Raw genomic sequence first — 24,541 nt, 5'->3', positions numbered from 1 at the left:
CGCCCATAGGGGCGCCTTTTTTTGCTTGAGTGAGCCTCCTTGCGCTGCCAGTCAACCAAATGACCAGTAGATTACAAATCTGCAAGATGGCCCTGCAGGTCTTTTACGGCGCTAGAGTGCTTCGCGCTTCCCTAGGCAGATCTTCGCTTCTGTCTTTCACGCTAGGGCCAGGTCGCTTTTGTCTTGACCTTATAGTTACTACATAGATTATTTTTGGTTCCGTTTAACCGGCACCCTACCTCCTTGCCGAGCTACCTGAAAACATGCGCATCCTGGTTGTAGAAGACGAAAACAAAGCTGCGGACTACCTGCAGCAGGGCCTTATCGAATGTGGTTACACGGTTGATCGAGCGGATGATGGGCTCGATGGATTTCACCTGGCACTGCAGAACGACTATGACATCGTGCTACTGGATGTAAATCTGCCAACCATGGATGGGTGGGAGGTGCTCGAACTCATCAGGCGACGTAAGCAGACACGCGTCATCATGCTGACGGCCAATGGCCGCTTAGAGCAAAAGGTCCGCGGCCTGGAGTCGGGCGCCGACGACTATATGGTCAAGCCGTTCCAGTTCCCCGAGCTGCTCGCTCGTATCCGGACACTGTTGCGGCGAGGCGAGGCAGTCGCACTTCCAAGCAACCTGCGTGTAGCCGACCTCGAACTGGACCCTGGCCGGCATCGGGCCTACCGGAGTGGTCAGCGTATTGATCTCACCAGCAAAGAATTTGCGTTACTGCACCTGCTCATGCGCCGGACTGGCGAGGTGCTGACGCGCACCGAAATTACCGCCTTGGTCTGGGACATTAACTTCGACTGCGATACCAATGTGGTGGATGTTGCAATCCGTCGCCTACGGATGAAGGTGGACGAACCCTTTGGCGATCGCCTGATACACACCATTCGCGGTGTCGGCTACGTGCTGGAGGCGCGGCCTTGAAGCCACTCAGCCTCGCATCGCGTCTCGCGCTTCAAATCACATTGACCGGCGCCGTCTTGGTCGCGCTGTTGATTGCACTGAGCTACTGGGTACTTGTGCGCCAACTGGAACTGCGCGCCCAGGAGGAAGTGACGGCCAAGCTCTCGCAGATCGATCATGGACTCCTAGAAGACACCAAAGCCCGTATGGGCCGCTCCTGGCAACACGCACTGAGCGATACGGTACTCGGCCATGACAACCTTTCGATTACCGTCATCGGCGATAGAGCCAAATCCCCCATTTTTAGTATCGGCCGGTTCGCCCATGCGCCGCAGCAGATGGATCTTGTGAACAGAGACGGTGAATACCTAGGCTGGACCACGGAAGACGGCGTGCAGATGCTAACCGGGCGCAAGCAAATACAGGTCCCGGGACTGGCTCCAATGACGCTTTTACTTACGCAAGATCGCAGTGCCGATCAACTGCTAGTGGCTGCATTCCTGCGCTCGGCCTTAGTGACTGTGCCGATGCTGCTGATGTTGATCGGGTTGGCTGGATGGCTAGTTGCTAACAACGGTTTGCGACCGCTTCGCAAGTTTCGGGCCTTGGCGACAAAGGTATCGACGCAGGATCTGTCACCCCGAATCCGCAGCGATCAGCTTCCACTAGAGCTTCAGGAATTGGCGCACAGCCTCAACGTAATGCTTCATCGACTTGATGACGGAGTTCAGCAACTGTCACAATTCTCGGACGATGTGGCCCATGAGTTGAAGACTCCCCTAAATAACCTGATAGGCAAGGCGCAGGTGACATTGGTGCGTGAGCGAAGCAAGGAGCAATATAGGGAAGTGCTCGAATCGTCGGTCGAAGAGCTCGAACGCATGGATCGAATCGTGTCAGACATGCTGTTTCTCGCCCAGGCCAGCCACGCCAGCCCAGCACTGAAACTCGAACAACTATCCCTGGGAAGTGAGGCGAATCGCGTCTGTGAATACCTCGAAGTCCTCGCCGAAGAAGCCGGAGTCGCAACGACGGTAACGGGCGATGCCATAGTTCTAGGAAATCGGCTTATGGTCCAACGGGCCATTTCCAACCTGCTATCCAACGCGTTGCGGCATTCGAATACTGGCAGCACGGTCGAAATTAAGATACTTGAGAAGGACATAGACATCGTCTCGCTGGCTGTCACCAATCATGGCGCGACTATCGAATCGGATCATCTCCCGCACCTGTTCGACCGCTTTTACCGCGTTAACGGCATACAACCTCGTGGGGCAGGATTGGGGCTAGCTATTGTCCGTTCAGTGATGAACCTCCACAAAGGCCACGTGGCCGTCGCCAGCAAAGACGGTCGGACCACATTCGAACTCACCTTTCCTCGGCACGCCTGATTCAAAGTGATACGGCTTGGTACCCACTCCCCATCAGACCAACGCCATACATTTAATGCATGCATGTAATGCATGCATGGCCTAATCGAGCGTGGGATGGTCTACAAAAACGATGAGTTTAAAACAGAGCCAAATCGGCAGAAAGCGATGGTTAATTACTGCTTTGTAATGCGAAGAACATCTTCTGGTAAGGGTCAACCCTTTAATCTAAAGGTATCTACTAACCCAAGAGGGTAACAAATGAACCGCCCTGCTAAAGTAATCCTGCCGTTCTTTCTGGCCGCTGCTTCTTCGCTCGCTATGGCTGAAGACGGAGGGGAACTAACAATGCAGCGCCTTGAGAGTGCGTCAGTAACAAATCCCACCCTTAAAATACTTGTTAAAGAAGGTAAAGTGCTGAGCATAGCACCTGCAGGGACGACCGGTACGACCGGAATGATTCAGAGCTATAGAACTAACGGCAAAGTTCAAACGTACGAGATGAAGGTTAAGACCCCTGATGGGAAGATCCATACGGTTGAGTTTTTGAGCGCCCCGGTTGGTATAAACAACGGCTAACAGGCCAGTAAGCCCCAACGCCATTAATTTAATGCACGCGTCCTCGCTAATGCCAGCGAGAATTCCACAAGCCTCAACTTCCCGCCCATCACTGCAATTAGCCCGCAGTGATACGAGTTGTCGTTCGAGTGACTGCAGAGCGGTTATCTGCGACTTGACTTGAGAAATGTGTTCATCGAGCAAGGCATTAACGGCCGTACAAGGCTGGCGAGGGTCATCCTGGTAGCGTTGGAGTGCGTGAATCTCTGGAAGTGACAGATTCAGGATTCGGCAGCTCCGGATGAAGGCTAGCCGCTCGCCATGCTTCTCGGTGTAGACACGATAGCCGTTCGCCTGGCGATCAGGCGGTGGCAGCAAGCCCTGCTGCTCATAGAAGCGGATCGTCTGTGTATCAATCCCTATTAGCCTTGCTAATTGACCAATGCGCATCGTGTGAATCCTTATCGGCTCTGCATTATTGACCTTGTAGTAGCTATAGGGCTTTTAATGACCCCATCTTCGATTTCAAGTGGAGCCGTATCATGAGCAAGTCCGATGGTCCCTGCGGCTGCGATGCGACACCAGCCGCCGATGCCGGTGTGCAAAATCATTCCGATACGACGGGGCAATGGGTCAGTGTTTACGCCGTGCCCAAGATGGATTGTCCATCAGAAGAGCGAATGATCCGCTTGGCGCTGAATAGTTTGGACGGAATTCGGAAACTGACTTTTGATTTATCGGACCGTCGATTAGACGTCATGCATGACGGGGCCGTTGAGCCCATAACTACAAAGCTGGCGGCGTTAGGGCTAGGCGCCACACTTCAGAAAACCGTCACTGCAGACCCGGAGATGATTAAAGCCGTCGAGAATTCGGCGGAATCTACACAGGAGTCCCGCTCCCTACGTTTACTGTTAGGCATCAACGCCTTCATGTTCGTGGTAGAGATGACCGCTGGTCTGGTCGCCAGGTCCGCGGGTCTGATTGCCGACTCGCTCGACATGTTCGCTGACGCGGCAGTGTACGGCCTAGCCCTTTATGCGGTGGGGCGTAGCGTCAGCCTGCAGGTGCGTGCTGCACACCTTGCTGGTGTGCTCCAGCTGATTTTGGCTCTCGGCGTGCTCGTAGAGGTATTTAGACGCTTTGTATTCGGCAGCGAGCCCGAGTCGCTGATAATGATGGCCGTCGCATTCCTGGCATTGCTCGCCAACATGGGTTGTTTGCTGCTGATTTCCAAACACAGGGAAGGCGGGGCCCACATGAAAGCGAGCTGGATATTTTCCGCCAATGATGTGGTCATCAACGTGGGCGTCATAGTCGCCGGAGCGCTCGTCGCTTGGAGTGGATCCAACTACCCAGACCTGATTATCGGTACTGTTGTGGGATTCATCGTTCTCAACGGCGCTCGGCGTATTCTGGCGCTCAAGAGCTGAAGGAGCTCCCGTTACAGAAAAAGGGTGTCGTCATGCCTGTAAGCCATCCGGGTCTAGCGGCGACAGCTAGAACTGGCGACGCAGCTTTAGCCATTAACGGATGGTGGGTATTGCAGAACGTGGGCTGCAAAGTCCATCAGCGAGACGAAGCCGCACTGATCGGCTTTTCCTTCACGCTGTAGGTGGTAGCCCCGCATGCCTTGCCCAATTGGACCAAGCATATCGGCTTGCAACGTGTCACCGATCATTGCGATGGCGGAGGCTTCGCAGCCAAGCTGTTCGATCATCTGACGATAGATTGCAGGCTCAGGCTTTATTGCCCCAACCTCAAAGCTCCATCCGTAAACATCGAACGACGGCAGTAACAGTTTGGCTGGAATCGCATATGGGGCTGCGAGATTGGAGCACAACGCGAGCTTCAGGCCGGCGTTCTTTAGCTGATTTAGCGACTCCAACGCATCATCGAAAAGGCGAACGCTGGCCAGCTCGGTGAAAAGGTCGCTTTCAAGGCTAGCTAACTCAGAGTTGCTCAACTGCGCACCGAAATAATCGGCAGCTCCAGCCAAACCCAGATTTCGAGTCATCAGAGTCCGTGCGTCATCCGGCCTTGGTGTTCTGCCCTGAAGCCGCAGGTGCTGCATCAGTTGGCGGAAAGGATGGCGGCGCTCATCTATCTGGAGAAGCGTGCCAAACACATCGAAAACTACTGCTTGTATCATGCCAGTACCACTACCGTTGGAGGCGAACCGACCACCCGAAGAGCGATGCCGCCCCTCAGTTTTCTGAACTGGATTTCTTCAGAGGTGGCACGAAGAAGATGGGTCTTTGCGGGGGCGCTATCAGGATATCTGTCGACTTGATGCTTGTGCCTTTTCGACGCCTTGTTTTGCCGTTCTTGTCGACCGCCAGCAGATCACCGGTCGCGACAGCAATGTCGAGTGCCTGCTTTACGCGAAGCTCGTCAGCCATGGTGTAGTTGGTCAATCCGCTCATCAGACCCAAAAAAGGTTGCCGTTCTACCTCGTAGACCTGTTCGGGCAAGAGCTCTGAAAGTTCTCCTCGGATGCGGTCATCGGTGGCATCGTCGAAGTGATGCTCATCCAACAGCAAATCGTGCTGACCTGTCACGGCGATATCCCGATTGGCGTCGTAGCCGAAAAAGCTGGAAGGCGACAGCATATGGGAAAAGTTGTTGCCGTATTTCCAGTGGATCTTCTTCATCACATCGTTAGCGCGGTAGTTGTTCGCCAGATGGATAAACCAATAGGCCATCGGGCTGCTGCCAGCAGGGCGAATGAAGAACACGGTCATGTACTGGGCACCGCTTTCCTGCTTGATCCCGTCAGACAGAAAACGCTGGATCAGGTACTGCCAATTGCGCGGCTGATGAGCCTTCAGCTCTTTCAGCATGCTCCACGGCACATGGTGATCCAATCCGATATTAGCGATGGCCTTCCGATTCGCTTGGCGGTCGGCCAGGTAAGTGACCAGAAAATCGACGTTGAAGGTCAGCAGCACCTCGGCATTACCGAGGTTCTGGAAAATCCATTTGATCTTGGGGAACGGTACGTCGCCATAGCCGTACTGATCCAGCAGGAAGAGCACACGCTCACCTTTGCCGAAATGCTTGAGCTTTTGAGCGATGGTCGGCAATGCTTCTGTGAATTCAGCGCTATGCAGATGCACATCTTGGCCAAGCCGAGGGGCATGACCACGCGCGGCCAATACCGAATGCAAGCAGGCAATGTTCTCGGGCTTCACATCCACGAAATAGTGCTGGGAGCGAATGAGACGCGGCTTGATGCGCTCCAGGTTGTTGCGGACCTCCGAAGCCTGAATCGCCTCCAGTGCAATCACAGGAGAGCCGAAGTGATTCCCACCTGCGCCGTCGTGGTAGATACCTCCGCCACTGAAGCCATCGACGATCGACAGGCCCAGTTCTGGCATCAACTGATTTCGCATCAGCACGTCGATGTAAGTCTGGATGTACTCGTCGATAATCTGATGTTTGATCTTGCTGTGCGGATCGATGGTCGGGAAGGTCTGCGTGCCCCAATCCCAACGGTATTTCTCATCATCCTTGGCCATGCGGTATCCCTTGGTATCAGGCGAGATTGAGCAGCGGGATTCCATCCCAGGTCTGGCCGTTCAACAGTCGACCATTGGCTTTCTTCGAGCGTTTCACGCCATCAGCGCCCCATCCCCCCCATTGTTTGAAGAAAAACGCTGAGCCAGAGGCGTCGCACTGGCGATGAACGTTGTCGACCCATTCCTGTTTCATCGGGCGGGCCTTGGGACCCGACTCACCGCCGACAATGACCCAGTGAATGTCGGTCAGGTCCAACTCACCCAAATCTTCTAACAGCGGTTCAGCAGAGAGGAAGCGAATCGTGGCATCTACCTGACGCAGGCAATCGATCCTCGGCACACCATATTCGCGGTCCTCAACCGACACCCCCAGCCAGGCATTGATTGGAGGTGTCCGCTTGCTGAAATACACGGCTAGGCGCTCGGCACGCTTGGTGAGGATTTGGAAGGTGTGCTGGGAAGCCTTTCTGATCACCTCGAATACCTGGTCGATGTACTCGTCCGGTACATGCTCATGGAACAGGTCAGACATTGAGTTGACGAAGTAAATGGTCGGTTTCTTGCGCTGTAGCGGCTCCTGCAACTTCTCCGGTCGCAGGCTCAAACGAAAGCCGTTTTCATAGCCCGGCGTTCCCATAGCCTGCAGCCGGTAGGCCATGTTTTCCGCATAGCAGTGTTTGCATCCGGGCGACACCTTGGTGCAACCCACAATGGGGTTCCAGGTCATTTCCGTCCATTCGATGCTGGTCTGCGTACTCATTTCACCGTCACTCCTGTCGTGCATCGATGTTAGTGAGAAGCTGGCAGCTGCGTCAAAGTGCCAGTATTAGATTCAACAGCGGGCCTGACCGCCAGGCCACCAAATGAAATAGTGGGATCGATGTACCGCATGGCCGATTTGATGTCTTTCCAGCCCACATAGGTCATCAAGCCTTTGAGGTCCCATCCATTGGCCGTGGCCCATGTAGCGAAGCCGCGGCGCAAGGAGTGACTGGTATAAAGTTCAGCCGAAATCCCGGCGCGTCGAAGAATCTGACGCAGCAGGCTGATCAGGCTACCCGGGTGTAAAGCATCCTCGCTGAGATGCCCCCAGCGATCCAGGCGGCGGAACACGGCTCCTCGAACGATACCTGCCGCACTGATCCAGTCGAGATAGGCCTGTACCGGGCATAGTCGCTTTAGCGCCGGCGTGTAGTGCGTCGTACCGAGATTTTCTCGGTCGCCCTTGCTCTGCGGCAGGAAAAGACGCATGCCTGCGCCTGCTTCGGCCTGAATATGCTCGACCTGCAGCCGGCAGAGCTCATCGCTGCGAAAGCCTCGCCAGAAACCGATCAGCAGCAATGCCATGTCGCGCCGACAGCGCAGCAGGTTCGCTAAATCGCCCCGCATCCGAGCTCGCTCTGATTCCTGATCCAGCCATTGAGCTGCCTGCTCCAAGTGCTGCAGCTGCAGAGGGGCAGCTTGCTTGACCTGTGCCGGATGCAGGGTGCGGATGCCCTTGAGTACCTGACGCACCGTGGGAGTCTTCGTTGGGTCGGGAAAGCCTTGGGTGATATGCCATTGAGCGAGAGCGGCTAAGCGTTGCTTCAACGTGTTCACGCTCAGCGTATCTGCATAGTCCACCAAGTAGCGGACAACGCTATCGCCTGTTGCGGGCAGAAAGCCGCCCCACGCCACTTCGAAGTGCTCGATGGCCGACTGATAGCTGCGGCGGGTGTTTTCCCGCGTACCGGCTTGTAGGTAGCGCCCGACGTCTTTCATCGACTGAGATGCCCTTTATGTACTGCAAAACGGCCAATGAACGACCGTCTGCGCCATTCATATTGAATAATTCGTGATTATCCAATTTTAATTCAGCTTCCTTCTAGTGCAAACTTTCGCTGAAACATAGAATGTAAATACAGGGTATGTAATACAGTACGTAATTGTAGGAGGCCTACATGGCGCGTGGCGGTATCAACAAGGCGGTGGTACAGAAGGCTCGCACCGCCCTCCTCGCCCGCGGCGAGCACCCGAGCATCGATGCGATACGGGTTGAACTGGGCAATACCGGTTCGAAGACCACCATTCACCGCTACCTGAAAGAGCTGGAACCCGCCGACCGCAGCCGCGGGGCGGTGCCGCTTTCGCTGAGCGAGCAATTAGCCAACCTGGTGAGCCAACTGGCCGACCAGTTGCAGGAGGAGGCGCAAGCCGCCGTCGCCGGCGAGCGGGAACAGTTGGGCCGCGAACGGATCGACTACCAGCAGCGGATTCAACAGGCCGAAAGCCGCATCCAACAGCTGGAAGGTCAGGCTGCCCTCGACGCCGAACGACTTCAGGCGACTCATCACGAGCTGCAGCAAGCACGCGAGCAGCGGCAGCAGACCGAGGTCGAGAACGCCCGCCTGCAGCAGGCCAATCGCGATCTGGAGGAGCGGCTACAGGATCGCGACGCACAGATCCATTCGCTAGAGGAAAAGCACCAACATGCACGCGACACCCTGGAGCACTACCGGCAGGCCAGCAAGGAACAGCGCGAACAGGAACAGCGTCGACACGAGTCGCAGGTGCAGCAGTTGCAACTGGAAACGCGTCAGCTGCAGCAGACGTTAATCGTCAAGCAGGACGAACTGACCCAGCTGAATCGCGACAACGCGCGCCTTCTCACCGAAGCAAGGCAGCTGCACAAGGATCAGCAGGCCCAGCAACGTCTGCTGGATCAGAAAGCTCTGGCCCTTGAAGCTCTGCAGAGCCAACTCAGCGCGATAGAAGCCATCAAGCTGGTCCTGGAGCAGCGCAATCAGGATCTACAGGGCGAACTGGACCGCTTGAGCAAGTCCAAGGCCAGGCAAGGCACCCGCCGACAGCCACGGAATGCCGAGCGCGCAACCGTGGCAGTAGATAAATCGGCTCCGCCAGCAAAAAGCAAAGCTGGCCGAGACGACTAGATCGACAAACCAATACTCGAGGACGTGGATCACTTGCCCCGCCGCGCGGCGGTCAGCTGCGACTTTCAACCCAGGATCATTCAGGTTGGTTTCAGTTCGGACAGTTTAGGTAGCAGATAGGCCGGGTCACAGGCGAGCTGGCGTGCAATTCGATACAGCTTCTCTACGGTGATGCTTACTTCACCCCGCTCAATCCGCCCCATATAGCTGCGGTCGATGCTGCAGGCCAGCGCCAGGGCATCCTGAGAAATCCGGCAGGCCTTTCTCTGCGCTCGGATGCGTTCGCCCAACGCTTTCGCCAACTTATCCATGACCGTCTCAATTCCGCTGAGACGGCAATATCATGCGTTTACGGACGCACAGGCCACGGACTATAATCCGTATTTTTCGCGCTATCCTCTCTGGTGCCGCAATGAAATCAGCCTCGTTCACCTTCGACAGGCGGCTGTATGAGCTGCTTCAGGAGGAAGGCCGCACACGATTCACGATTCGTGAACTGCGCGATGCCTACGCCAAGCGCCTCGAAGGCATGACCTATCGCATCGGCGATGTGCGCCGCTATGTGTATGAACAGATACGCCGAATGTTACGCATAGGTTGGCTCGTGCATGACGAAGAGCGCCGCGTACGGGGACAGGTCTACCACCTCTTATCCATCCCGACACATCTGCAGCTAGAGTTGATTGACAACGGGTTCGAGAACAGCCGTAAGACTGCTGGTGAGCCAGACCGGGCACCATCAACTTCCGATAATGCAGCAGTGTCGCCTGAACCCTCACCCGGTATGGATCAGCATCTGGAGACGCTTCTCAAAGAGGTCCGATTGGACTTCCTGGCATCGATGGGCGAGGCGGAGCGATATAAGCTGCTTCTTGAGGATATGCCGCATCTCCGCGACAAGGTCGAAAGCGAGTATCTGGAGGCCAGAGACCGAAGCTCACGCCTGCTGGGCCATCTCCGCGCCATCGAAAAGACGCTCAAGACACTTGCCTCCGCACGATGACCACACAACTGCGAAACTGGCAGCGCCGCTGCATCGACAAAGCGCTTGAACGATTTAAATCCACACCCCACTTCTTCTGCCAAGCGACGCCAGGCGCCGGCAAGACGCGCATGGCGGCTGAACTGGCCAGCAGGCTACTTGGTCAGGGCAAAATCGATCTGGTGCTCTGCTTCGCGCCATCTTGCCAGGTGGTCGAGGGCTTTCGCGCATCCTTTGCTGCCGTTCTCGGTAGACGCTTTGACGGCCAACTCGGCGCAGCAGGCGCAGCGTTCACCTATCAGGCCATGGAGTACCGAGATGAGGCGTTCTGGCAACTCCTCACTGACTATCGAGTGTTTGCGGTGTTTGACGAGATTCACCACTGCGCCGGCCACGATCTATCACTAAGCAACTCTTGGGGCCAGCAAATTCTTCAGCGAATACAAGACAGGGCCACTTTCACCTTGGCGCTATCTGGTACGCCTTGGCGTTCAGACGACCGGCCCATTGCTCTGGCTCGCTATTCGAGCCCCGAAGGGCATCTGATCTGCGACTACCGCTACGGACTGAAAGAAGCCATCACTGATCAGGTATGCCGCGCTCCCCGCATTGTCCTGCTCGACAATCAAAAGGTGAAACTTACCGAAGAGCTGGACACAGAGTGCACTGTCAGGATGTTTCCGAGCATCGCCAAACTATTGGGCGAATCCCCTGTCACCTACGAAGAGCTGCTGCGCCATGACGAAGTGATCGATCAGTTGCTCAGTCGTGGGTGCAGCAAGCTGGATGAGCTTCGCCTGATCAAGCTTGATGCAGCAGGTTTGGTGGTTGCCACCGATATCGAACACGCCCAGCAAATTGCCCGGGCCCTGGAAGCCCGGGGTGACGATTGCCGCATCGTGACCAACATAACTCCCGCCGCACAACAAGTGATCAATGAGTTCAGACACAGCAACTGCCGCTGGATTATCGCTGTGGGAATGATCAGTGAAGGTACGGACATCCCACGCCTTCAGGTATGTTGCTACCTGAGCCGCATCCGCACCGAGCTGCATTACCGACAAGTACTAGGGCGAGTGCTTCGACGCACAGGCGAGCCCGATGATCAAGCGTGGCTATTCATGTTGGCGGAGCCGGCATTGAAGTGCATGGCGGAAAGAATTGCAGATGATCTGCCGGATGACCTGGCGGTGCTTAACGAGGTCCAGATGCCAACCTATACCTCAAGCTCCATTTCCGGCTTGATTGGGTCTGCCGACAATGTCGACAGAGTGGATGGCAGTACTGAAAATAGCAACGCACAGGTATTTGGAGCCGTCGCTACGTCCCGCATCTCTCTGGAAGACTCTGCCCCCGAACCAAGCTACCAGGTCAGCTTTTCCAAGCACTATCGTCAGCAGTTGCTGGCTTGCTTTTGATTTCTTATGTAGATATCAGAGCTCAGACGTCGGCTTTTGTGGTTGGCTGAATCAGGAGGCAACGCATTGACCCTTCCCCACGAGAGAACCCGCAGCGTCATCAAGACCGAAGAGTTCCTACGAGAACTCTCTCGCAACACTGAGCTGCCCCAGGACATCCGCAGCTATGCAAAAAGCCTGCTCAGGCATTACCCGTCAGCTAACCAAATTTTCTCGTTAGGGCGCCTCGAAGAGTGCCTGGTGATTGATGCGCAAGATGATGAATATCGACGAAGGGTAATTGCTTTCCATCAGCCGCTCTTCAGTTCGTCATTAAACTACACGCTATAGCCATAGGGTAAGTAATGATCCGCGCTGATAGAGTCCTTTCGGTAACTGCCCGCGTTGCTCAACGAGTCAAGCTGACTCCCAAAGGACAGCCATTCAGTATCCGGCGATTCGCGGAATTTGGAACGAGAAGCGCCGTATCTAAAGCAATAAATCGACTGGTCAACCGAGGTGAACTTGAGCGGGTGTATCGAGGAATCTACATGCGACCGAAACCCGGTCAATACACAGCATGGGTTCGCCCAAACGTATGGCAAGTGACAAATTTGATTGCCAGCCAGAACCACCAGGTTCTGCAGCTTCATGGCGCAGATGCGGTCAGATTGTTTGGACTGAGCACCCAAATGCCGCTTATTCCGATCTATTACACAAGCGGCCCCAGTCGATCAATTTTTATAGGGAAAGCTGAAATCCGTTTGGTTCATGCTCCGCCAATGGTCATGCAGCACTGCGGAACCGAGGTAGGCACCGCCATCAGCGCATTATTTTACCTCGGTAAAGACAACTCTACCCCGGAGTGTATTGTCACAATTAAAAAGGCGCTTAGACCTGAAGACCTAGCGAAACTAATGACATCCAAAATTCCAAAATGGATGCGCGTTGCGTTGGAGGCATAACCTGCCCCAATGAAAAAACGCCCTAGTACAGCGCCCCTTGATGCCCAATGCGATCGGTATCGACCGATCATTGATGGATTTTGAGTTGACAAGTAAGGATAGGAATTACTTGCTTCAGCTTGTCAATTTTCCGCAGTACCAAAATACCTTTTCATAGGCAGAAACAAGATTCACGATTTGTCATATTTATGCACGAACAGAGTTGCGTAGACTAACAACCGCTAGTCAAGAACTGTTCCGAACAAATGCAGGCCGAGCACACCCTCACGAGCATATCTGACCTCTTGGAGTTGAAGGTGGCGATCCAATAACGGAAAGTCCTTCCTGGGAAAACCACCCAAATAACGATGCAGTGCTCTATACCCGGCCCCATCGACATAAGGAAAGGCTGCAGCCCGATGTAAGTCCCTAGATATTAGTAGACCAATCTTTGCATCCTCACACGCTTCAATGAACATCAAAAATCTTGAATAAGGAATAATATCTAGCAATGAAGCAGCAAATATCATGCTTCCAAATCTACTTGGCGGGTCCGCGATGGAAGCCCCCTTGAATATGCTTTGCTCAAAGGAGGTCGGATCAGAAAACCGCATACCTCTCTCTGTCTGAAAATGGATTCTCGCAGATCCACCTCGACCACCATGAAAAGGAGCTTGAAGAAAAATACAGAATAACTTATTGAATAAATCAACCACGATATATCTCCGACTAGCTCTGCTACCAGTAAGAAAGTGCTCAATCTTCATAAGAGTGGTAGAGCGGAAACGTGAAAACCATGGGTCTTCCGCCACATTACTTCTTGAGACCGAATTACATTCTTGGACAAAAGCATCCCACGCTTTCGAGTAACGAGACGCATCAGATAGCGCGACCAATTCCTTTTTATGCATACTGCAAATACATGAATGGGAATAGCACCAACTTTTTCGCCATATAGGTAAATGACCATTGGCTACGTCATTTCGCAAACAGTCCGGACAAAAGAAACGGCGATAACTCCATTCAACTGCAGTTCCATTACGTAAACCGAAATAAACACTCAACCATTCTGGATTAATGTCCTCACGCCCTTCCCCCAGGCGTTGAGACGCTGAAAAAAAATCAACATCTGGATCAGCGGACCTGAACTCTAGCCCTTCCCACCAATGCAACGGACGTTCGGCCAATTCCAGGCGCGTAAATTTTATTATATGCCGATTAAGGCTGCACCGAAAAAGCCATGACGATAGCGTCTCGTCAAAATTCGGCGTTAGTAGCGCACTTAATCTCACATCTAGTAGCCCCAGAGATTTTTGTTTGCACGCTGCAGCATATTCAGATCAATTTTCTCAACGCCTAGCTTTACTGCATAACATGCAGCACTTCTAATCAACTCGAGAGTCTTGTCCATTCGGCCATAGGTAATAGATAAAATCGACCTTACCATCTCCTCAGAATAGAGCTGCGATGGCATTCGCAATGGCAATGATTCCTCGACTTCTAGCAAGAACGATCTAAAACCCTCATCTTCACACCAATCCGTAAGCGTAACCTCATGAAATCGCCTTTTAAATTCATCATTGGACTGCAGGGCATTCCGCGCGCTAACGGTGCCAAAGCAAAATAACTTCAATCCATACTCGACCCCAAGTAATTTCTTGAGGATTGACATATTAACTCGCTGCTCTTGCTTAGGACGCAAAAGTGCATCATGAAATTCATCGATAACCAAGCCCCAAACTCTTCTAAGCCTGATAACCTCTCTAATTTCATTTGGGATAATATCCGAGCCGCTTTTAGGTCTCACCCCAGAGGCTAGAGGCAAACCGAGAGCCAAGGCGAGTTCGGCTTTAAGGCTTTTCTTGACGCTTATCTCAGGCGACTCGGCCATGGATATAACAACCAATCCTTCACTATTCTTAATTCGCTTCGGGATTTGTGATATTATGGCCGTTTTCCCCGAACCACCAGGGCCGATCACGAGCAGCGCGGGGGCATTAATGCGATCTGGGACTTCCGCAATATTATTCATCATTCTAAAAACTGCTTCGCTGGAATTATTATCAACCCAAAGCTCATTATGAATTGCGGCTATTCGAGTATCCACATCGGCGGATAAATACTTCTGTATGTCAGATCGAACGTGTTCGCTACTCATTTGCTCCCCCCAGATCTGAATCTTTCCGGAAGAGCTGAATAGTCAGGCTTGACTTTTTCGGGCTTAACTGCCGGATTGTCGCCAATAGGTCCAGGGTAGGCATCAAGATAGGCTTTTTCCGCAGCTTTTCGGCGTCTTTGCTTACGCGTTAAGACGATGCTCTCTTTCTCGATGCCCTGCTTTTCCCTGTAGGCTTTAAGCCCTCCAGCACTATCAATTGCCCCGACTCGAACTGGCCGCCTATGTAACCTGCTTGCACGATATTCTTCATAATTTGGTGCTTGGATCGTTAAGTCGGATAGACGAATTGAGCAGAACTGTCCATTTAACTTAACCCACACCTCATTCAAATTAAACGGATCAAATTTAACAACCGCCTTATTAGTCCCAACAAAGGGCACTAAAATAGGATCCCAATACGTCTGACCGTGTAACTTTATACCTTCGGGGTTAATTTTTCGTACTTCTTGAGGCATAAACCAAAGCTTCAGCTGCTCCGGTTCTGAAATTTTCGGTGGATACGGAAGCCCACCGGAGGGAGCAAAATAGTCATACCAAGCTTGCCGCGGACTAACTTTCAACGCACTATGAATGGTCGAGTGATAAACAACCACTTCGCGTGCAAACCAACGAGAAAAGTCGAAGAATGTCATTGTGGCATTCTTTTCGCTGTCGAGATCTCTTCGTGCAACTGAGTTCGACATTGTTGTTCCTTTTAAGAGGTGGACTTTTGTCGTCATGAAAGTACCAATCAATCGTTCAACATGACCACCAAAGTGCTTTTCACCAACTGGTCGATATTCGGGATGTATTCCAAATGACTCGCATCCAGCTTTAAATTTGGGACTGGTGAACTCCGCAGCATTATCCATGTGCAAAACGTCTGGCTTACCATAATAGGGATAGTCTACGGGATCTATGCCCATGCTTTTGGCAAAACCTATTTTAGGAAGCACACTTTGACTAAGTGCACACGCAACAGAAACTGACGACGGAACGTGAAGGCTGAGGTAATAGCCGACAATCACTCTTGTATATATATCAATTATCACCGTCAACCAAGGGCGACCAATCACATTGATACGATCATCCGCTAAAAGGATAATGTCGACCAACGTGTGATCCATTTGCACCCATTGCAACGGCCTTTCGACTTTTTTCTTTCCCGGTCGCGCCGAGAACTGTTGTGCTGCGGCATCGGCCCCGGCTTTGATTTTGACTCTTTTTTTCTCTGAGAGAATTAACTTCACACGTCGTAAAACTGTAGCTTTACAAGGGGATGGTAACCCCTGCTCTTTACATGCGACATCTACCTCGAGCCACACTTTGCTATAGCTAGCACCTTTCGAATTGTAAACTTTATGAGTCGCATCAAAAACAATTACCTCTACAGCTTCATCTAATCTAGTAACTCCTTTCTTAACCCCACGCCGCTGAAGAACCAATGACAGAGGACCAATTTCCTCATCACACATCTTAGCCAAACGAAAAAAATAGCTCCGCGACAAATTCAGCTTCACACAAGCTTGAGCGGTTGTTACTTCCTTCACCCTCCACTGGCTAATAACGTTGTACCGCTCTACAGCTAGCGATAGCTCGTCTTCTCCATAATCATTCACATTCAAATTTATTACATTACCCCCAGCCACCCCTCCTGTGAGACCAACAATCCTCTCAATATCGCGCTGAGAAACCATCAAAGCTTCGCCAGTTGCCTTAACGACTACCCTAATGCTCTTTGCGCTAAGAATCTGTTGAATTGTGGCAAGCTTTCCCTTTGCGACTACTAGCTCCCCAACAATTAGTTGATCTGTCATATATAGTTTCGCTGCAAAATTTGGAGAGAAACATCTTTCGGCAACATATCGCCAAGGGTGATATTGCCTGTCACAACGCAGACGGCATTTAAAAAATAGACTATGAGATGTTATTTCGCCAATTTTGTCTTTTTTTTAAACTGAAACGAAGCTATGTCACTGATTTATATATGAAAAATCTAGTCTCTTTTTTGAGCAGGCATCACAGCATATCTCCCCAGGCGCACATATCCTGGCTGGCTGGCTTCCTCACCCACGCCCCTGTTCCACCAGTTCGCGAATGTCCTGCGCCAGTTGCCGCACACGTTGTTCGCAGGTGTCCCAGGAACACATGAAACGTGCACCGCCGACGCCGATGAAGGTATAGAACATCCATCCTCGGCCACGCAAGGCTTCCAGCGCCACGGGCGGCAGTTTCACGAAGACGCCGTTGGCCTGTACCGGAAACATAAGCTCGACTTCCGGAATATCGTCGATCAACTCTGCCAGCAACCGAGCGCAGCGGTTGGCGTGGGCGGCGTATTTCAGCCAGGCGCCGGTTTCCAGCAGCCCGACCCAGGGTGCCGAAAGGAAACGCATCTTGGATGCGAGCTGTCCGGCCTGCTTGCAGCGATACTCGAAATCTTCGGCAAGCGCCCGGTTGAAGAACAGGATCGCTTCACCCACTGCCATGCCGTTCTTGGTGCCGCCGAAACAGAGCACATCCACGCCGGCTTTCCAGCTCAGCTCCGCCGGTGACAGGCCCAGGGAGGCACAGGCGTTGGCAAAACGCGCCCCATCCATATGCAGGTGCAGGTTCAGCTCCTTGCAGGTCTGGCTGATGGCGCGCAGTTCGGCGGGCTGATAGACGGTGCCGATCTCGGTGGCCTGGGTCAGGCTGACCACGCGGGGCTTGGGGTAATGGATGTCCTGGCGTTTCTGCGCGATCTCGTGGATCGAGGCGGGCGTCAGCTTGCCCTCCTCGGTTCGTGCCACCAGCAGCTTGGAACCGTTGGAGAAGAACTCCGGAGCGCCGCATTCGTCGGTCTCGACATGCGCGATATCGGCGCAGATGACGCTGTGATAGCTTTGGCACAAGGCCGATAGCGCGAGGGAGTTGGCCGCCGTGCCGTTGAAGGCGAAGAATACCTCGCAGTCGGTTTCGAACAGCTGGCGAAAATGATCTGCCGCACGGGCCGTCCACTGATCATCGCCATAGGCACGTTCATGGCCCTGGTTGGCTCGGGACATCGCTTCCCAGACTTCAGGGCAGATACCCGAATAGTTGTCGCTGGCGAACTGCTGGTTGTTCGTGCTCATCGGAACCTCTTCCTCGGTCTGCCTCAGTGGATCGGCAAATAAATTACGGTATACAACCCCAGTGCGCCGAGAACGCATACGGCTGTGCTCAGCCACATCACCGAAGCCAGATCGGCGCGAATGCGTCCCGTCTCAAGCCCGCTCGCGCTGCGAAGGTATCGGCGCCGCTGGGTGAGCCAGATCGCGGCTGCAGTCAGCAATGATATCGACAGCAGCGTGCCGACGAAGGCGCCATGGTAAGGCATCCAGCGCAGGAACAATGCACTGACGGAGATCAGCGTGAGCAGCGTCCTGCCCCACGCCAGCGAGCTGCGTTCCGGCTGCAGTCCGGGATCCGCGTGGAGCGGTAACAGCGATGGCTCAGGTTGCCGGAGACGTCGAAACGAACGGCGCATCACAACGCCACGAGGCTGATCAGTACCAGGGTCACCAGCGTGCCGCCTACGGACAATGCAGGAATCAGCAAGGGAAACGGCAAGGGCCGCTTGTGGCGCATGGCGCGTTCGATGTTCAGCCAGCGAATGCAGGCGCTGGCGCTGATGAACATGGCCAGCAGCAGGAGCGTGATCGACAGCGCCTTGCGTATTTCCAGCGAGAAGATTTCCGTCGCGAAGGCCTCGACGGCAACGCCGCCGGCCAGCAGCGCCAACGATGTGCGGATCCAGGCGAGGAAGGTACGTTCGTTGGCCAGGGTGAAACGTGGATCGGGCTCTTGCCCGCCAGACAGTAACCGGTGACTCCAGCGGCTACGTTGCATTGGGGTGAATCTCCGGGCTTTATGGTCGGTGCCTCATTCAAACAGAAACGCCGAGGCGGCGCAGGTTCCCAGCTTGGCCATGACGCCGCTGCACTTCGCTGCTAATGTTCCGTCACTTGAAAACTTGGAGTATTGGAGATGCCCATGTTGCTTCGCCTGGTAGCTACCTTCCTGCTTGGCACCGCCAGCCTGACCGCCGTAGCCAACGATCACACCCACGCTCATTCCCATGCGAGCGAGGCGCAGACGATGGATATCACCCAGGTGTGGTCCCGCGCCATGCCGCCCAGCGCTCCCACCGGCGCGGTCTACTTCAGTTTGCACAACCCCACGGGCCAGGCTGATCGCCTGACCGGCGCGCATACGACGCGGGCCGAAAGAGCGGAACTGCACACCCATGTTCACGAAGGCGACATGATGCGCATGGAGCAGGTCGAAGCCGTCGACGTACCGGCTGACGGGCAGGTGGAGTTCGAGCCGGGCGGCCATCATGTGATGCTGTTCAAGCTGAGCGAGCCGCTGGCTGCGGGCGACCATTTTCCGCTGACGCTGATCTTCGAGAAGGCGGGTGAGGTAACCGTGGAGGTTTCGGTTCAGGAGCAGCCGCCGCAGGGTCACGGCGACTCCCATATGCATCACTGAAACACTTCGCAGGGCACCAACCTGGCTGCCCTGCTCCCTTCCTCGGCTGCCTACGTCAGATACCGGTTGGCGTGCGCATGGTGACGAACTCTTCGGCCGCCGTCGGGTGAATGCCGATCGTCTCGTCGAAGACGCGCTTGGTGGCGCCGGCCTTCAGCGCCACGGCCAGGCCCTGCATGATCTCTCCCGCATCAGGCCCCGCCATGTGGCAGCCCAGCACCTTGTCGGTCTTGGCATCGACGACGAGCTTCATCAGGCTGCGTTCCAGGCTTTGGGTCATGGTCAGCTTCATCGGCCGGAAGCGGCTTTCGAACAGCACGACCTTGTGGCCCTGCTCGCGGGCCTGCTCTTCGGTGAGGCCGACCGTGGCCACGTTGGGCAGGCTGAACACCGCGGTGGCGATGGTGTTGTAATCCACCGGTCGATATTCCTCCGGCTTGAACAGTTGCCGCGCCACGGCCATGCCTTCGGCCAGGGCGACCGGGGTGAGCTGCACGCGTCCGATTACGTCGCCAATGGCGAGAATCGAAGGCACTGAGGTGCGATAGCGGTCATCCACCTCGATAAAGCCCCGCTTATCCAGCGCGATATCCAGTTGGTCCAGGCCGAGGTTATCCAGCATCGGCCTGCGCCCGGTGGCGTAGAAGATGCAGTCTGCGGCCAGGGTGCGGCCGTCCTTCAGCGTGGCCAGCAGGCTGCCATCCGCTTGTTTATCGATACGCGCGATGTCAGCGTTGAACTGCAGGTCGACGCCCTTCTTGATCATCTCGTCCTTCAGGTGATCGCGCAGCGAGCCATCGAAGCCGCGCATGAACAGCTCGCCGCGATACAACAGTTGGGTCTCGGCGCCGCAGCCATGGAAGATGGAAGCGAACTCCACGGCGATGTAGCCACCGCCGACGACCAGCACACGACGTGGTAGCGCGTCGAGGTAGAAGGCTTCGTTGGAGGTGATCACATGCTCGTTGCCCGGAAAGTCTGGGACGTGGGGCCAGCCACCGGTCGCGACCAGGATGTGCTCGGCACTGTATCGCGTGCCCGCTACTTCCACGGTATGGGCATCGACCAGACGTGCGTGGGCTTGCAACAGGGTGACGCCGCTGTCGACCAGCAGGTTCTTGTAGATGCCGTTGAGCCGCTCGATCTCGCGGTTCTTGTTGGCGATCAGGGTCTTCCAGTCGAACGTCTTGTTGTCTACGGTCCAGCCGAAACCCTGCGCCTGTTCGATGTCCTCGGCGTAATGGGCGCCGTACACCAGCAGTTTCTTCGGCACGCAACCGACGTTGACGCAGGTTCCGCCGAGGTAGCGACTCTCCGCCACTGCCACCCGCGCACCGTAACTGGCGGCGAAACGCGCGGCACGCACGCCACCCGAGCCGGCACCGATGACGAAAAGATCGAAGTCGTAAGCCATTAGCAGTTGTCTCCTGTCAGGAACGTACAGCATAACCGAGGCATTTCGCCCGCTCACCACCGGAGTGTCGTATGCGCCCTACCCTAACCCATCTCGCCCTGCATGTTCCCGACCTGGACGCCTGCGTCGAGTTCTATGCCGACTTCTGCGGCATGCGGGTATTCCACGAACGCCCCGGGAAAGGTTCACGCATCGTCTGGATGGCCGAGCCAGGGAAGGAGCGGACATTCATCTTCGTCATCATGCCGGGCGGGACGGATCGGGCGCTGGCCGAGAACGACTACAGCCATTTCGGCTTCGCGCTGTCCAGCCGCAGCGAGGTCGATGCCCTGGCTGCACGGGCGCGCCAGGCTGGCTGCCTGATCTGGGAGCCGCGCGACGAGCCCTATCCGGTCGGGTACTACTGTGGGTTGCGTGATCCGGCGGGAAATTACGTGGAGTTCAGCTACGGCCAGCCATTGGGGCCGGGTGCCGAGGAATTGCCAAGTCCGTAAGCGAGACGGCCGCAGCGGAGGTGCTGAGGCCGCTTTCCAGGCGGGCGTTCCAATGGGCCACCCGAAGGCGGCCCGAGCCGCTCAGAATGCCTTGCCGGTGAGGTAGAAGTTTTCGTAGCAGAAGTTGGTCGCCTCGATGTAACCCTCGGCGCTACCGCAATCGAACCGCTGTCCCTTGAACTTGTACGCCAGCACGCAACCGTCCTGGGCCTGGCGCATCAGTGCGTCGGTGATCTGGATTTCACCGCCCTTGCCGGGCTCGGTCTGCTCGATCAGCTCGAAGATGTCCGGCGTCAGGATGTAGCGGCCAATGATGGCGAGATTGGAAGGTGCATCTTCGGGCTTGGGCTTCTCGACCATGTGACTGACGCGGTAGATGTCGTCGCGGATCATCTCGCCGGCGATCACACCGTACTTGCTGGTCTCCTCCGGCGGGACTTCCTGGATCGCGACGATGGAGCAGCGGAACTGGTTGTACAGCTTGACCATCTGCGCCAGCACCGGATCGCCGTCGAGGTTGATGCACAGGTCATCGGCCAGTACCACGGCGAACGGCTCGTCACCGATCAGCGGGCGGCCGCTGAGAATGGCGTGGCCAAGCCCTTTCATTTCCACCTGGCGGGTATAGGAAAAGCTGCACTCGTCGATGAGGCGGCGGATGCCGACCAGGTATTTCTCCTTGTCGGTGTTGCGAATCTGGTGTTCGAGCTCGTAGCTGATGTCGAAGTGGTCTTCCAGCGAACGCTTGCCTCGGCCGGTGACCACGGCAATCTGGTTGAGTCCTGCCGCCAATGCCTCTTCGACCCCATACTGAATCAGGGGTTTGTTCACTACCGGCAGCATTTCCTTGGGCATCGCCTTGGTTGCAGGAAGGAATCGCGTGCCATATCCGGCCGCAGGAAAAAGGCATTTCTTGATCATGTGAGTCCTTGAAGAAAAAGGGTTCCGGTTGCTGCGCAGCCCTGACATCGATAGCCGTTGTCCTGCCCGCCCCGTCGGCAGCCCGACGCAGAGGCTACGACCATTGAATCCCCGAGGGGTTCGCGCTTCGCTCCGCGTACCAGAATGAAATTTGGGTGAACGAGACGACTGGCGGTAGTTGACCGGCATAGCGTGACGCGGCGCGTTCCGAAAGCCAAGAGCTGCCGACATCGCGGCTGACGATAATTTATCGGAAAGATGCAATCGGCACTGTCAAGCTGCTCAGGCCGGCAAAAAGCCGAATAACTGATCCATGTCATTCAATAGGCGAATAAAAGACGCAATCGTTGCCTGGCGGAGGCTTCGGAAAGCGCCTGCTCATACTATGTATTCACTTCGATAGATGGCACTTGGCTATCATTCGGGTCGAATATAAGACCACTTAAAGGAAAAGGTTATTCGGCCGATACCCCTTCGTATACCGGGCTCCTTCAGACGCCTCGGATGACAGACTGATGTACGGCACGAAGCAGTGAGCCATGGGGCCACGCTTGGCAGTCGATATCTAAGGAAAACGATGAACAGCAGCATTTCCGCGACTCCCGCGACTCGGCAAATATCTATCCAGGCCAAGATCAACCTGGCCCTGTTGGTAGTCTTCGCTCTGGTGCTCTCGGCTTCGTTGCTCTATGCCGCCGTCACCGAAAAGCGTCTCGTGCTGCAAGTGGTCGAGCAGCAGACCAAGGACGCCGCGGACTCCTATTTCGACAGCATCAACACCATGATGCTGACCGGCACCATGGCCCAGCGGGAGGTGCTGCGAAACAAGATCCTCGCCCGCCCGGGCGTCATCGATGCTCGCATCGTGCGTGGCGATCTGGTCAGCAAGGTCTTCGGCCCCGGTTTCGAGCACCAGGCCCCTGCCGATCTGCTGGATCGACGCGCCCTGGCCGGCGAAGCCATCATGGAGGTGACCGAGGGCAAACAGGGCCGCGTTCTGACGGTGATCAACCCGATCCACGCCGAGAAGGACTACCGCGGCACCAACTGTCTTACCTGCCACCAGGTGCCTGAGGATGCGGTCATGGGCGCGGTGCGCATCACCTATGACCTGTCCGCGCTGGACGGCGAGGTAGACCGCAACATCCTGGTTTCCGCCGGTATCCAGCTGCTGCTGCTGCTCGCCGGACTGCTGGTGATGAGCTACATCATCCGCCGCGTGGTCATCAGCCGCATCAATGCCATGCGTCACACCATGGAGGAAATGACCGCCCATGAGGACCTGAGCCGCGCCGTGGTGATCCGTGCCGAAGACGAGGTGGGCGCGATGGGCCACGCCTTCAACCGCATGATCGGCAAGTTCCGCGACAGTCTCGAGGCCGTGGCCGGCGTGACGCGTCAGCTCGGTGAAGTGTCCGATCGCGTCTCCAGCGTTGCGGAAAAGACCCACGGCGCGGTCATCGAGCAGCGCAGTGAAACCGACATGGTTGCCTCGGCGATGAACGAAATGAGCGCTACCGTGCAGGAAGTCGCCCGTCACGCGACGCAAACGGCCTCGGCCTCCAGCGGAGCGGACGAAGAATCCAAGGCCGGCGTCAAGGTGGCGACCGAGGCGCTGGATGGCATCGAGGTGTTGATTCGCGACATCGAGAACGCGGCGCAGGTCATCAAGCGGGTCGAAGACGACAGCGCCAGCATCGGCATGGTACTGGGCGTGATCAATGGCATCGCCGAGCAGACCAATCTGCTCGCGCTCAACGCCGCCATCGAGGCGGCCCGTGCCGGCGAGCAGGGGCGCGGTTTCGCGGTGGTGGCCGATGAGGTGCGCACCCTCGCCTCGCGCACGCAGAAATCCACCGAGGAAATCCAGCAGACCATCGAGCAGCTGCAAAACGGCGTGCGCAATGCGGTGAAGGCTATGGAGGGTGCGCAGGTTCGTGCCCATGCCGGTTCCGAATGCGTGGCCAAGGCGGCCCAGAGCCTGACCGTGATCGCCGGCGAAGTCGGCACCATCAACGACATGAACACCCAGATCGCCACGGCGGCCGAGGAGCAGAGCGCAGTGGCCGAGGAGATCAACCGCAACATCACCACGATCAGCATGATCGCCGATACCACCTCCACGGATGCCCAGCAGACCGCACGGATCAGCGACGAGCTGGTGCAGCTGGCGGCCGAACTGAACAGGCTGGTGAGCCAGTTCAGGCTGTAGCGGATGACAGGCCGGCCTCAGCAGGTCGGCCTGCCACTCGGGCATTCCCATCGCGCCGGGCGGCTCATCCGAGCAAACCGCAGTGTTCTTGATCTGAAACAGCCGGCGCCTGGGCTAGAATCGTCGATAATTCGCCTATCGCATCGCATGCTGAGCCGCGCAGAGCCCGGATGCAGCATGGCGCTCTCCCTTTCAACCTCCAAGGTGA

General features: G+C 55.6%; 25 protein-coding genes and 1 pseudogene. 12 read left to right on the top strand and 14 right to left on the bottom strand.

Going from position 1 to position 24,541, the window contains the following annotated elements; all coding sequences use genetic code 11:
* Positions 1-263 precede the first annotated feature (263 nt).
* The 3 genes from EA795_RS05550 (at position 264) to EA795_RS21385 (ending at position 2,866) form a co-directional block, all read left to right on the top strand.
* On the top strand, positions 264-938 hold the full coding sequence (locus EA795_RS05550) for a heavy metal response regulator transcription factor (RefSeq protein WP_020307700.1): 675 nt from the start codon (positions 264-266) through the stop codon (positions 936-938).
* Positions 935-2,308 (top strand): heavy metal sensor histidine kinase, encoded by a 1,374-nt coding sequence (locus tag EA795_RS05545; RefSeq protein WP_014597623.1) that lies wholly within the window; start codon positions 935-937, stop codon positions 2,306-2,308. The genes EA795_RS05550 and EA795_RS05545 overlap by 4 nt, the downstream gene beginning before the upstream one ends.
* Positions 2,309-2,548: 240 nt before the next feature.
* On the top strand, positions 2,549-2,866 hold the full coding sequence (locus tag EA795_RS21385; protein ID WP_019405735.1) for a co-regulatory protein PtrA N-terminal domain-containing protein: 318 nt from the start codon (positions 2,549-2,551) through the stop codon (positions 2,864-2,866).
* A gap of 42 nt (positions 2,867-2,908) precedes the next feature.
* Here EA795_RS21385 and cadR read toward each other — a convergent pair.
* A pseudogene (gene cadR / locus EA795_RS21380) lies at positions 2,909-3,295 on the bottom strand (Cd(II)/Pb(II)-responsive transcriptional regulator); the annotation flags it as partial.
* Between the two features lie 92 nt (positions 3,296-3,387).
* Here cadR and EA795_RS05535 point away from each other — a divergent pair.
* Entirely contained in the window at positions 3,388-4,278 is an 891-nt protein-coding gene (locus EA795_RS05535) for a cation efflux transmembrane domain-containing protein (protein ID WP_011914454.1), read from the top strand.
* A gap of 86 nt (positions 4,279-4,364) precedes the next feature.
* Here EA795_RS05535 and EA795_RS05530 read toward each other — a convergent pair whose 3' ends face one another.
* From EA795_RS05530 to EA795_RS05515, 4 genes are read right to left on the bottom strand one after another with little or no spacing between them, the layout of a single operon-like run.
* On the bottom strand, positions 4,365-4,997 hold the full coding sequence (locus EA795_RS05530; protein ID WP_011914453.1) for an HAD family hydrolase: 633 nt from the start codon (positions 4,995-4,997) through the stop codon (positions 4,365-4,367).
* A 55-nt stretch (positions 4,998-5,052) separates the two neighbouring features.
* A complete protein-coding gene (locus EA795_RS05525) occupies positions 5,053-6,366 on the bottom strand; it encodes a three-Cys-motif partner protein TcmP (protein ID WP_048329177.1) in 1,314 nt (437 codons plus the stop codon).
* A 16-nt stretch (positions 6,367-6,382) separates the two neighbouring features.
* A complete protein-coding gene (locus EA795_RS05520) occupies positions 6,383-7,126 on the bottom strand; it encodes a phage Gp37/Gp68 family protein (protein WP_122076016.1) in 744 nt (247 codons plus the stop codon).
* 29 nt (positions 7,127-7,155) lie between these two features.
* Positions 7,156-8,127 carry a site-specific integrase gene (locus EA795_RS05515; RefSeq protein ID WP_048329179.1) on the bottom strand — a complete coding sequence of 324 codons (972 nt, stop codon included), beginning with the start codon at positions 8,125-8,127 and terminating at the stop codon, positions 7,156-7,158.
* A 179-nt stretch (positions 8,128-8,306) separates the two neighbouring features.
* Here EA795_RS05515 and EA795_RS05510 point away from each other — a divergent pair, with 179 nt between their 5' ends.
* Positions 8,307-9,296 (top strand): DNA-binding protein, encoded by a 990-nt coding sequence (locus tag EA795_RS05510; protein WP_048329180.1) that lies wholly within the window; start codon positions 8,307-8,309, stop codon positions 9,294-9,296.
* 80 nt (positions 9,297-9,376) lie between these two features.
* On the opposite strand, the gene EA795_RS05505 is transcribed toward EA795_RS05510, so the two are convergent.
* The gene (locus tag EA795_RS05505; RefSeq protein ID WP_048329181.1) at positions 9,377-9,607 is read right to left on the bottom strand and encodes a helix-turn-helix domain-containing protein; all 231 of its coding nucleotides are present in this window, start codon (positions 9,605-9,607) and stop codon (positions 9,377-9,379) included.
* A gap of 101 nt (positions 9,608-9,708) precedes the next feature.
* Here EA795_RS05505 and EA795_RS05500 point away from each other — a divergent pair, with 101 nt between their 5' ends.
* The 4 genes from EA795_RS05500 (at position 9,709) to EA795_RS05485 (ending at position 12,640) form a co-directional block, all read left to right on the top strand.
* A complete protein-coding gene (locus tag EA795_RS05500; protein ID WP_048329182.1) occupies positions 9,709-10,299 on the top strand; it encodes a VspR family transcription factor in 591 nt (196 codons plus the stop codon).
* On the top strand, positions 10,296-11,696 hold the full coding sequence (locus EA795_RS05495) for a DEAD/DEAH box helicase (protein WP_048329184.1): 1,401 nt from the start codon (positions 10,296-10,298) through the stop codon (positions 11,694-11,696). The genes EA795_RS05500 and EA795_RS05495 overlap by 4 nt, the downstream gene beginning before the upstream one ends.
* Positions 11,697-11,762: 66 nt before the next feature.
* Complete coding sequence (locus EA795_RS05490) at positions 11,763-12,026, top strand: BPSL0761 family protein (RefSeq protein WP_048329185.1); 264 nt, start codon at positions 11,763-11,765, stop codon at positions 12,024-12,026.
* Between the two features lie 14 nt (positions 12,027-12,040).
* A complete protein-coding gene (locus EA795_RS05485) occupies positions 12,041-12,640 on the top strand; it encodes a DUF6088 family protein (protein WP_080965149.1) in 600 nt (199 codons plus the stop codon).
* Positions 12,641-12,861: 221 nt separating this feature from the next.
* Here the strand turns inward: EA795_RS05485 and EA795_RS20900 are convergent, their stop codons facing one another.
* From EA795_RS20900 to EA795_RS05460, 6 genes are all read right to left on the bottom strand, one after another.
* Positions 12,862-13,806: a hypothetical protein gene (locus EA795_RS20900; protein ID WP_138412860.1), complete on the bottom strand. Its 945-nt coding sequence runs from the start codon at positions 13,804-13,806 to the stop codon at positions 12,862-12,864.
* A 107-nt stretch (positions 13,807-13,913) separates the two neighbouring features.
* Positions 13,914-14,777, bottom strand: a complete 864-nt coding sequence (locus EA795_RS05480; RefSeq protein WP_053069166.1) for a TniB family NTP-binding protein — start codon at positions 14,775-14,777, stop codon at positions 13,914-13,916.
* Positions 14,774-16,594: a TnsB C-terminal domain-containing protein gene (locus tag EA795_RS05475; protein WP_080965150.1), complete on the bottom strand. Its 1,821-nt coding sequence runs from the start codon at positions 16,592-16,594 to the stop codon at positions 14,774-14,776. The genes EA795_RS05480 and EA795_RS05475 overlap by 4 nt, the downstream gene beginning before the upstream one ends.
* A 249-nt stretch (positions 16,595-16,843) precedes the next feature.
* A complete protein-coding gene (locus EA795_RS05470; protein ID WP_122076014.1) occupies positions 16,844-17,893 on the bottom strand; it encodes a threonine aldolase family protein in 1,050 nt (349 codons plus the stop codon).
* 23 nt (positions 17,894-17,916) lie between these two features.
* Positions 17,917-18,288 carry a DUF202 domain-containing protein gene (locus tag EA795_RS05465; protein WP_122076012.1) on the bottom strand — a complete coding sequence of 124 codons (372 nt, stop codon included), beginning with the start codon at positions 18,286-18,288 and terminating at the stop codon, positions 17,917-17,919.
* Positions 18,288-18,650 (bottom strand): YidH family protein, encoded by a 363-nt coding sequence (locus EA795_RS05460; protein WP_014852823.1) that lies wholly within the window; start codon positions 18,648-18,650, stop codon positions 18,288-18,290. The genes EA795_RS05465 and EA795_RS05460 overlap by 1 nt, the downstream gene beginning before the upstream one ends.
* 144 nt (positions 18,651-18,794) lie before the next feature.
* On the opposite strand from EA795_RS05460, the gene EA795_RS05455 reads away from it, so the two are divergent.
* Positions 18,795-19,292: a copper chaperone PCu(A)C gene (locus EA795_RS05455; RefSeq protein WP_122076010.1), complete on the top strand. Its 498-nt coding sequence runs from the start codon at positions 18,795-18,797 to the stop codon at positions 19,290-19,292.
* Between the two features lie 55 nt (positions 19,293-19,347).
* Here the strand turns inward: EA795_RS05455 and gorA are convergent, their stop codons facing one another.
* Positions 19,348-20,706 carry a glutathione-disulfide reductase gene (gorA, locus tag EA795_RS05450; RefSeq protein WP_122076008.1) on the bottom strand — a complete coding sequence of 453 codons (1,359 nt, stop codon included), beginning with the start codon at positions 20,704-20,706 and terminating at the stop codon, positions 19,348-19,350.
* 71 nt (positions 20,707-20,777) lie between these two features.
* Between gorA and EA795_RS05445 the strand changes: the two genes are divergently transcribed.
* Positions 20,778-21,200, top strand: a complete 423-nt coding sequence (locus EA795_RS05445; RefSeq protein ID WP_014852826.1) for a VOC family protein — start codon at positions 20,778-20,780, stop codon at positions 21,198-21,200.
* 81 nt (positions 21,201-21,281) lie between these two features.
* Here the strand turns inward: EA795_RS05445 and galU are convergent, their stop codons facing one another.
* Positions 21,282-22,121: a UTP--glucose-1-phosphate uridylyltransferase GalU gene (gene galU / locus EA795_RS05440; protein ID WP_014852827.1), complete on the bottom strand. Its 840-nt coding sequence runs from the start codon at positions 22,119-22,121 to the stop codon at positions 21,282-21,284.
* Positions 22,122-22,698: 577 nt separating this feature from the next.
* Here galU and EA795_RS05435 point away from each other — a divergent pair.
* Positions 22,699-24,333: a methyl-accepting chemotaxis protein gene (locus tag EA795_RS05435; RefSeq protein ID WP_122076006.1), complete on the top strand. Its 1,635-nt coding sequence runs from the start codon at positions 22,699-22,701 to the stop codon at positions 24,331-24,333.
* The last annotated feature ends 208 nt before the right edge of the window (positions 24,334-24,541 follow it).

The sequence above is a fragment of the Stutzerimonas nitrititolerans genome, from assembly GCF_003696285.1.
Classification (GTDB): Bacteria; Pseudomonadota; Gammaproteobacteria; order Pseudomonadales; family Pseudomonadaceae; genus Stutzerimonas; species Stutzerimonas nitrititolerans.
The sequence above is the reverse complement of the archived record's forward strand: the minus strand, read 5'-3'. Positions and strand labels throughout refer to the sequence as shown.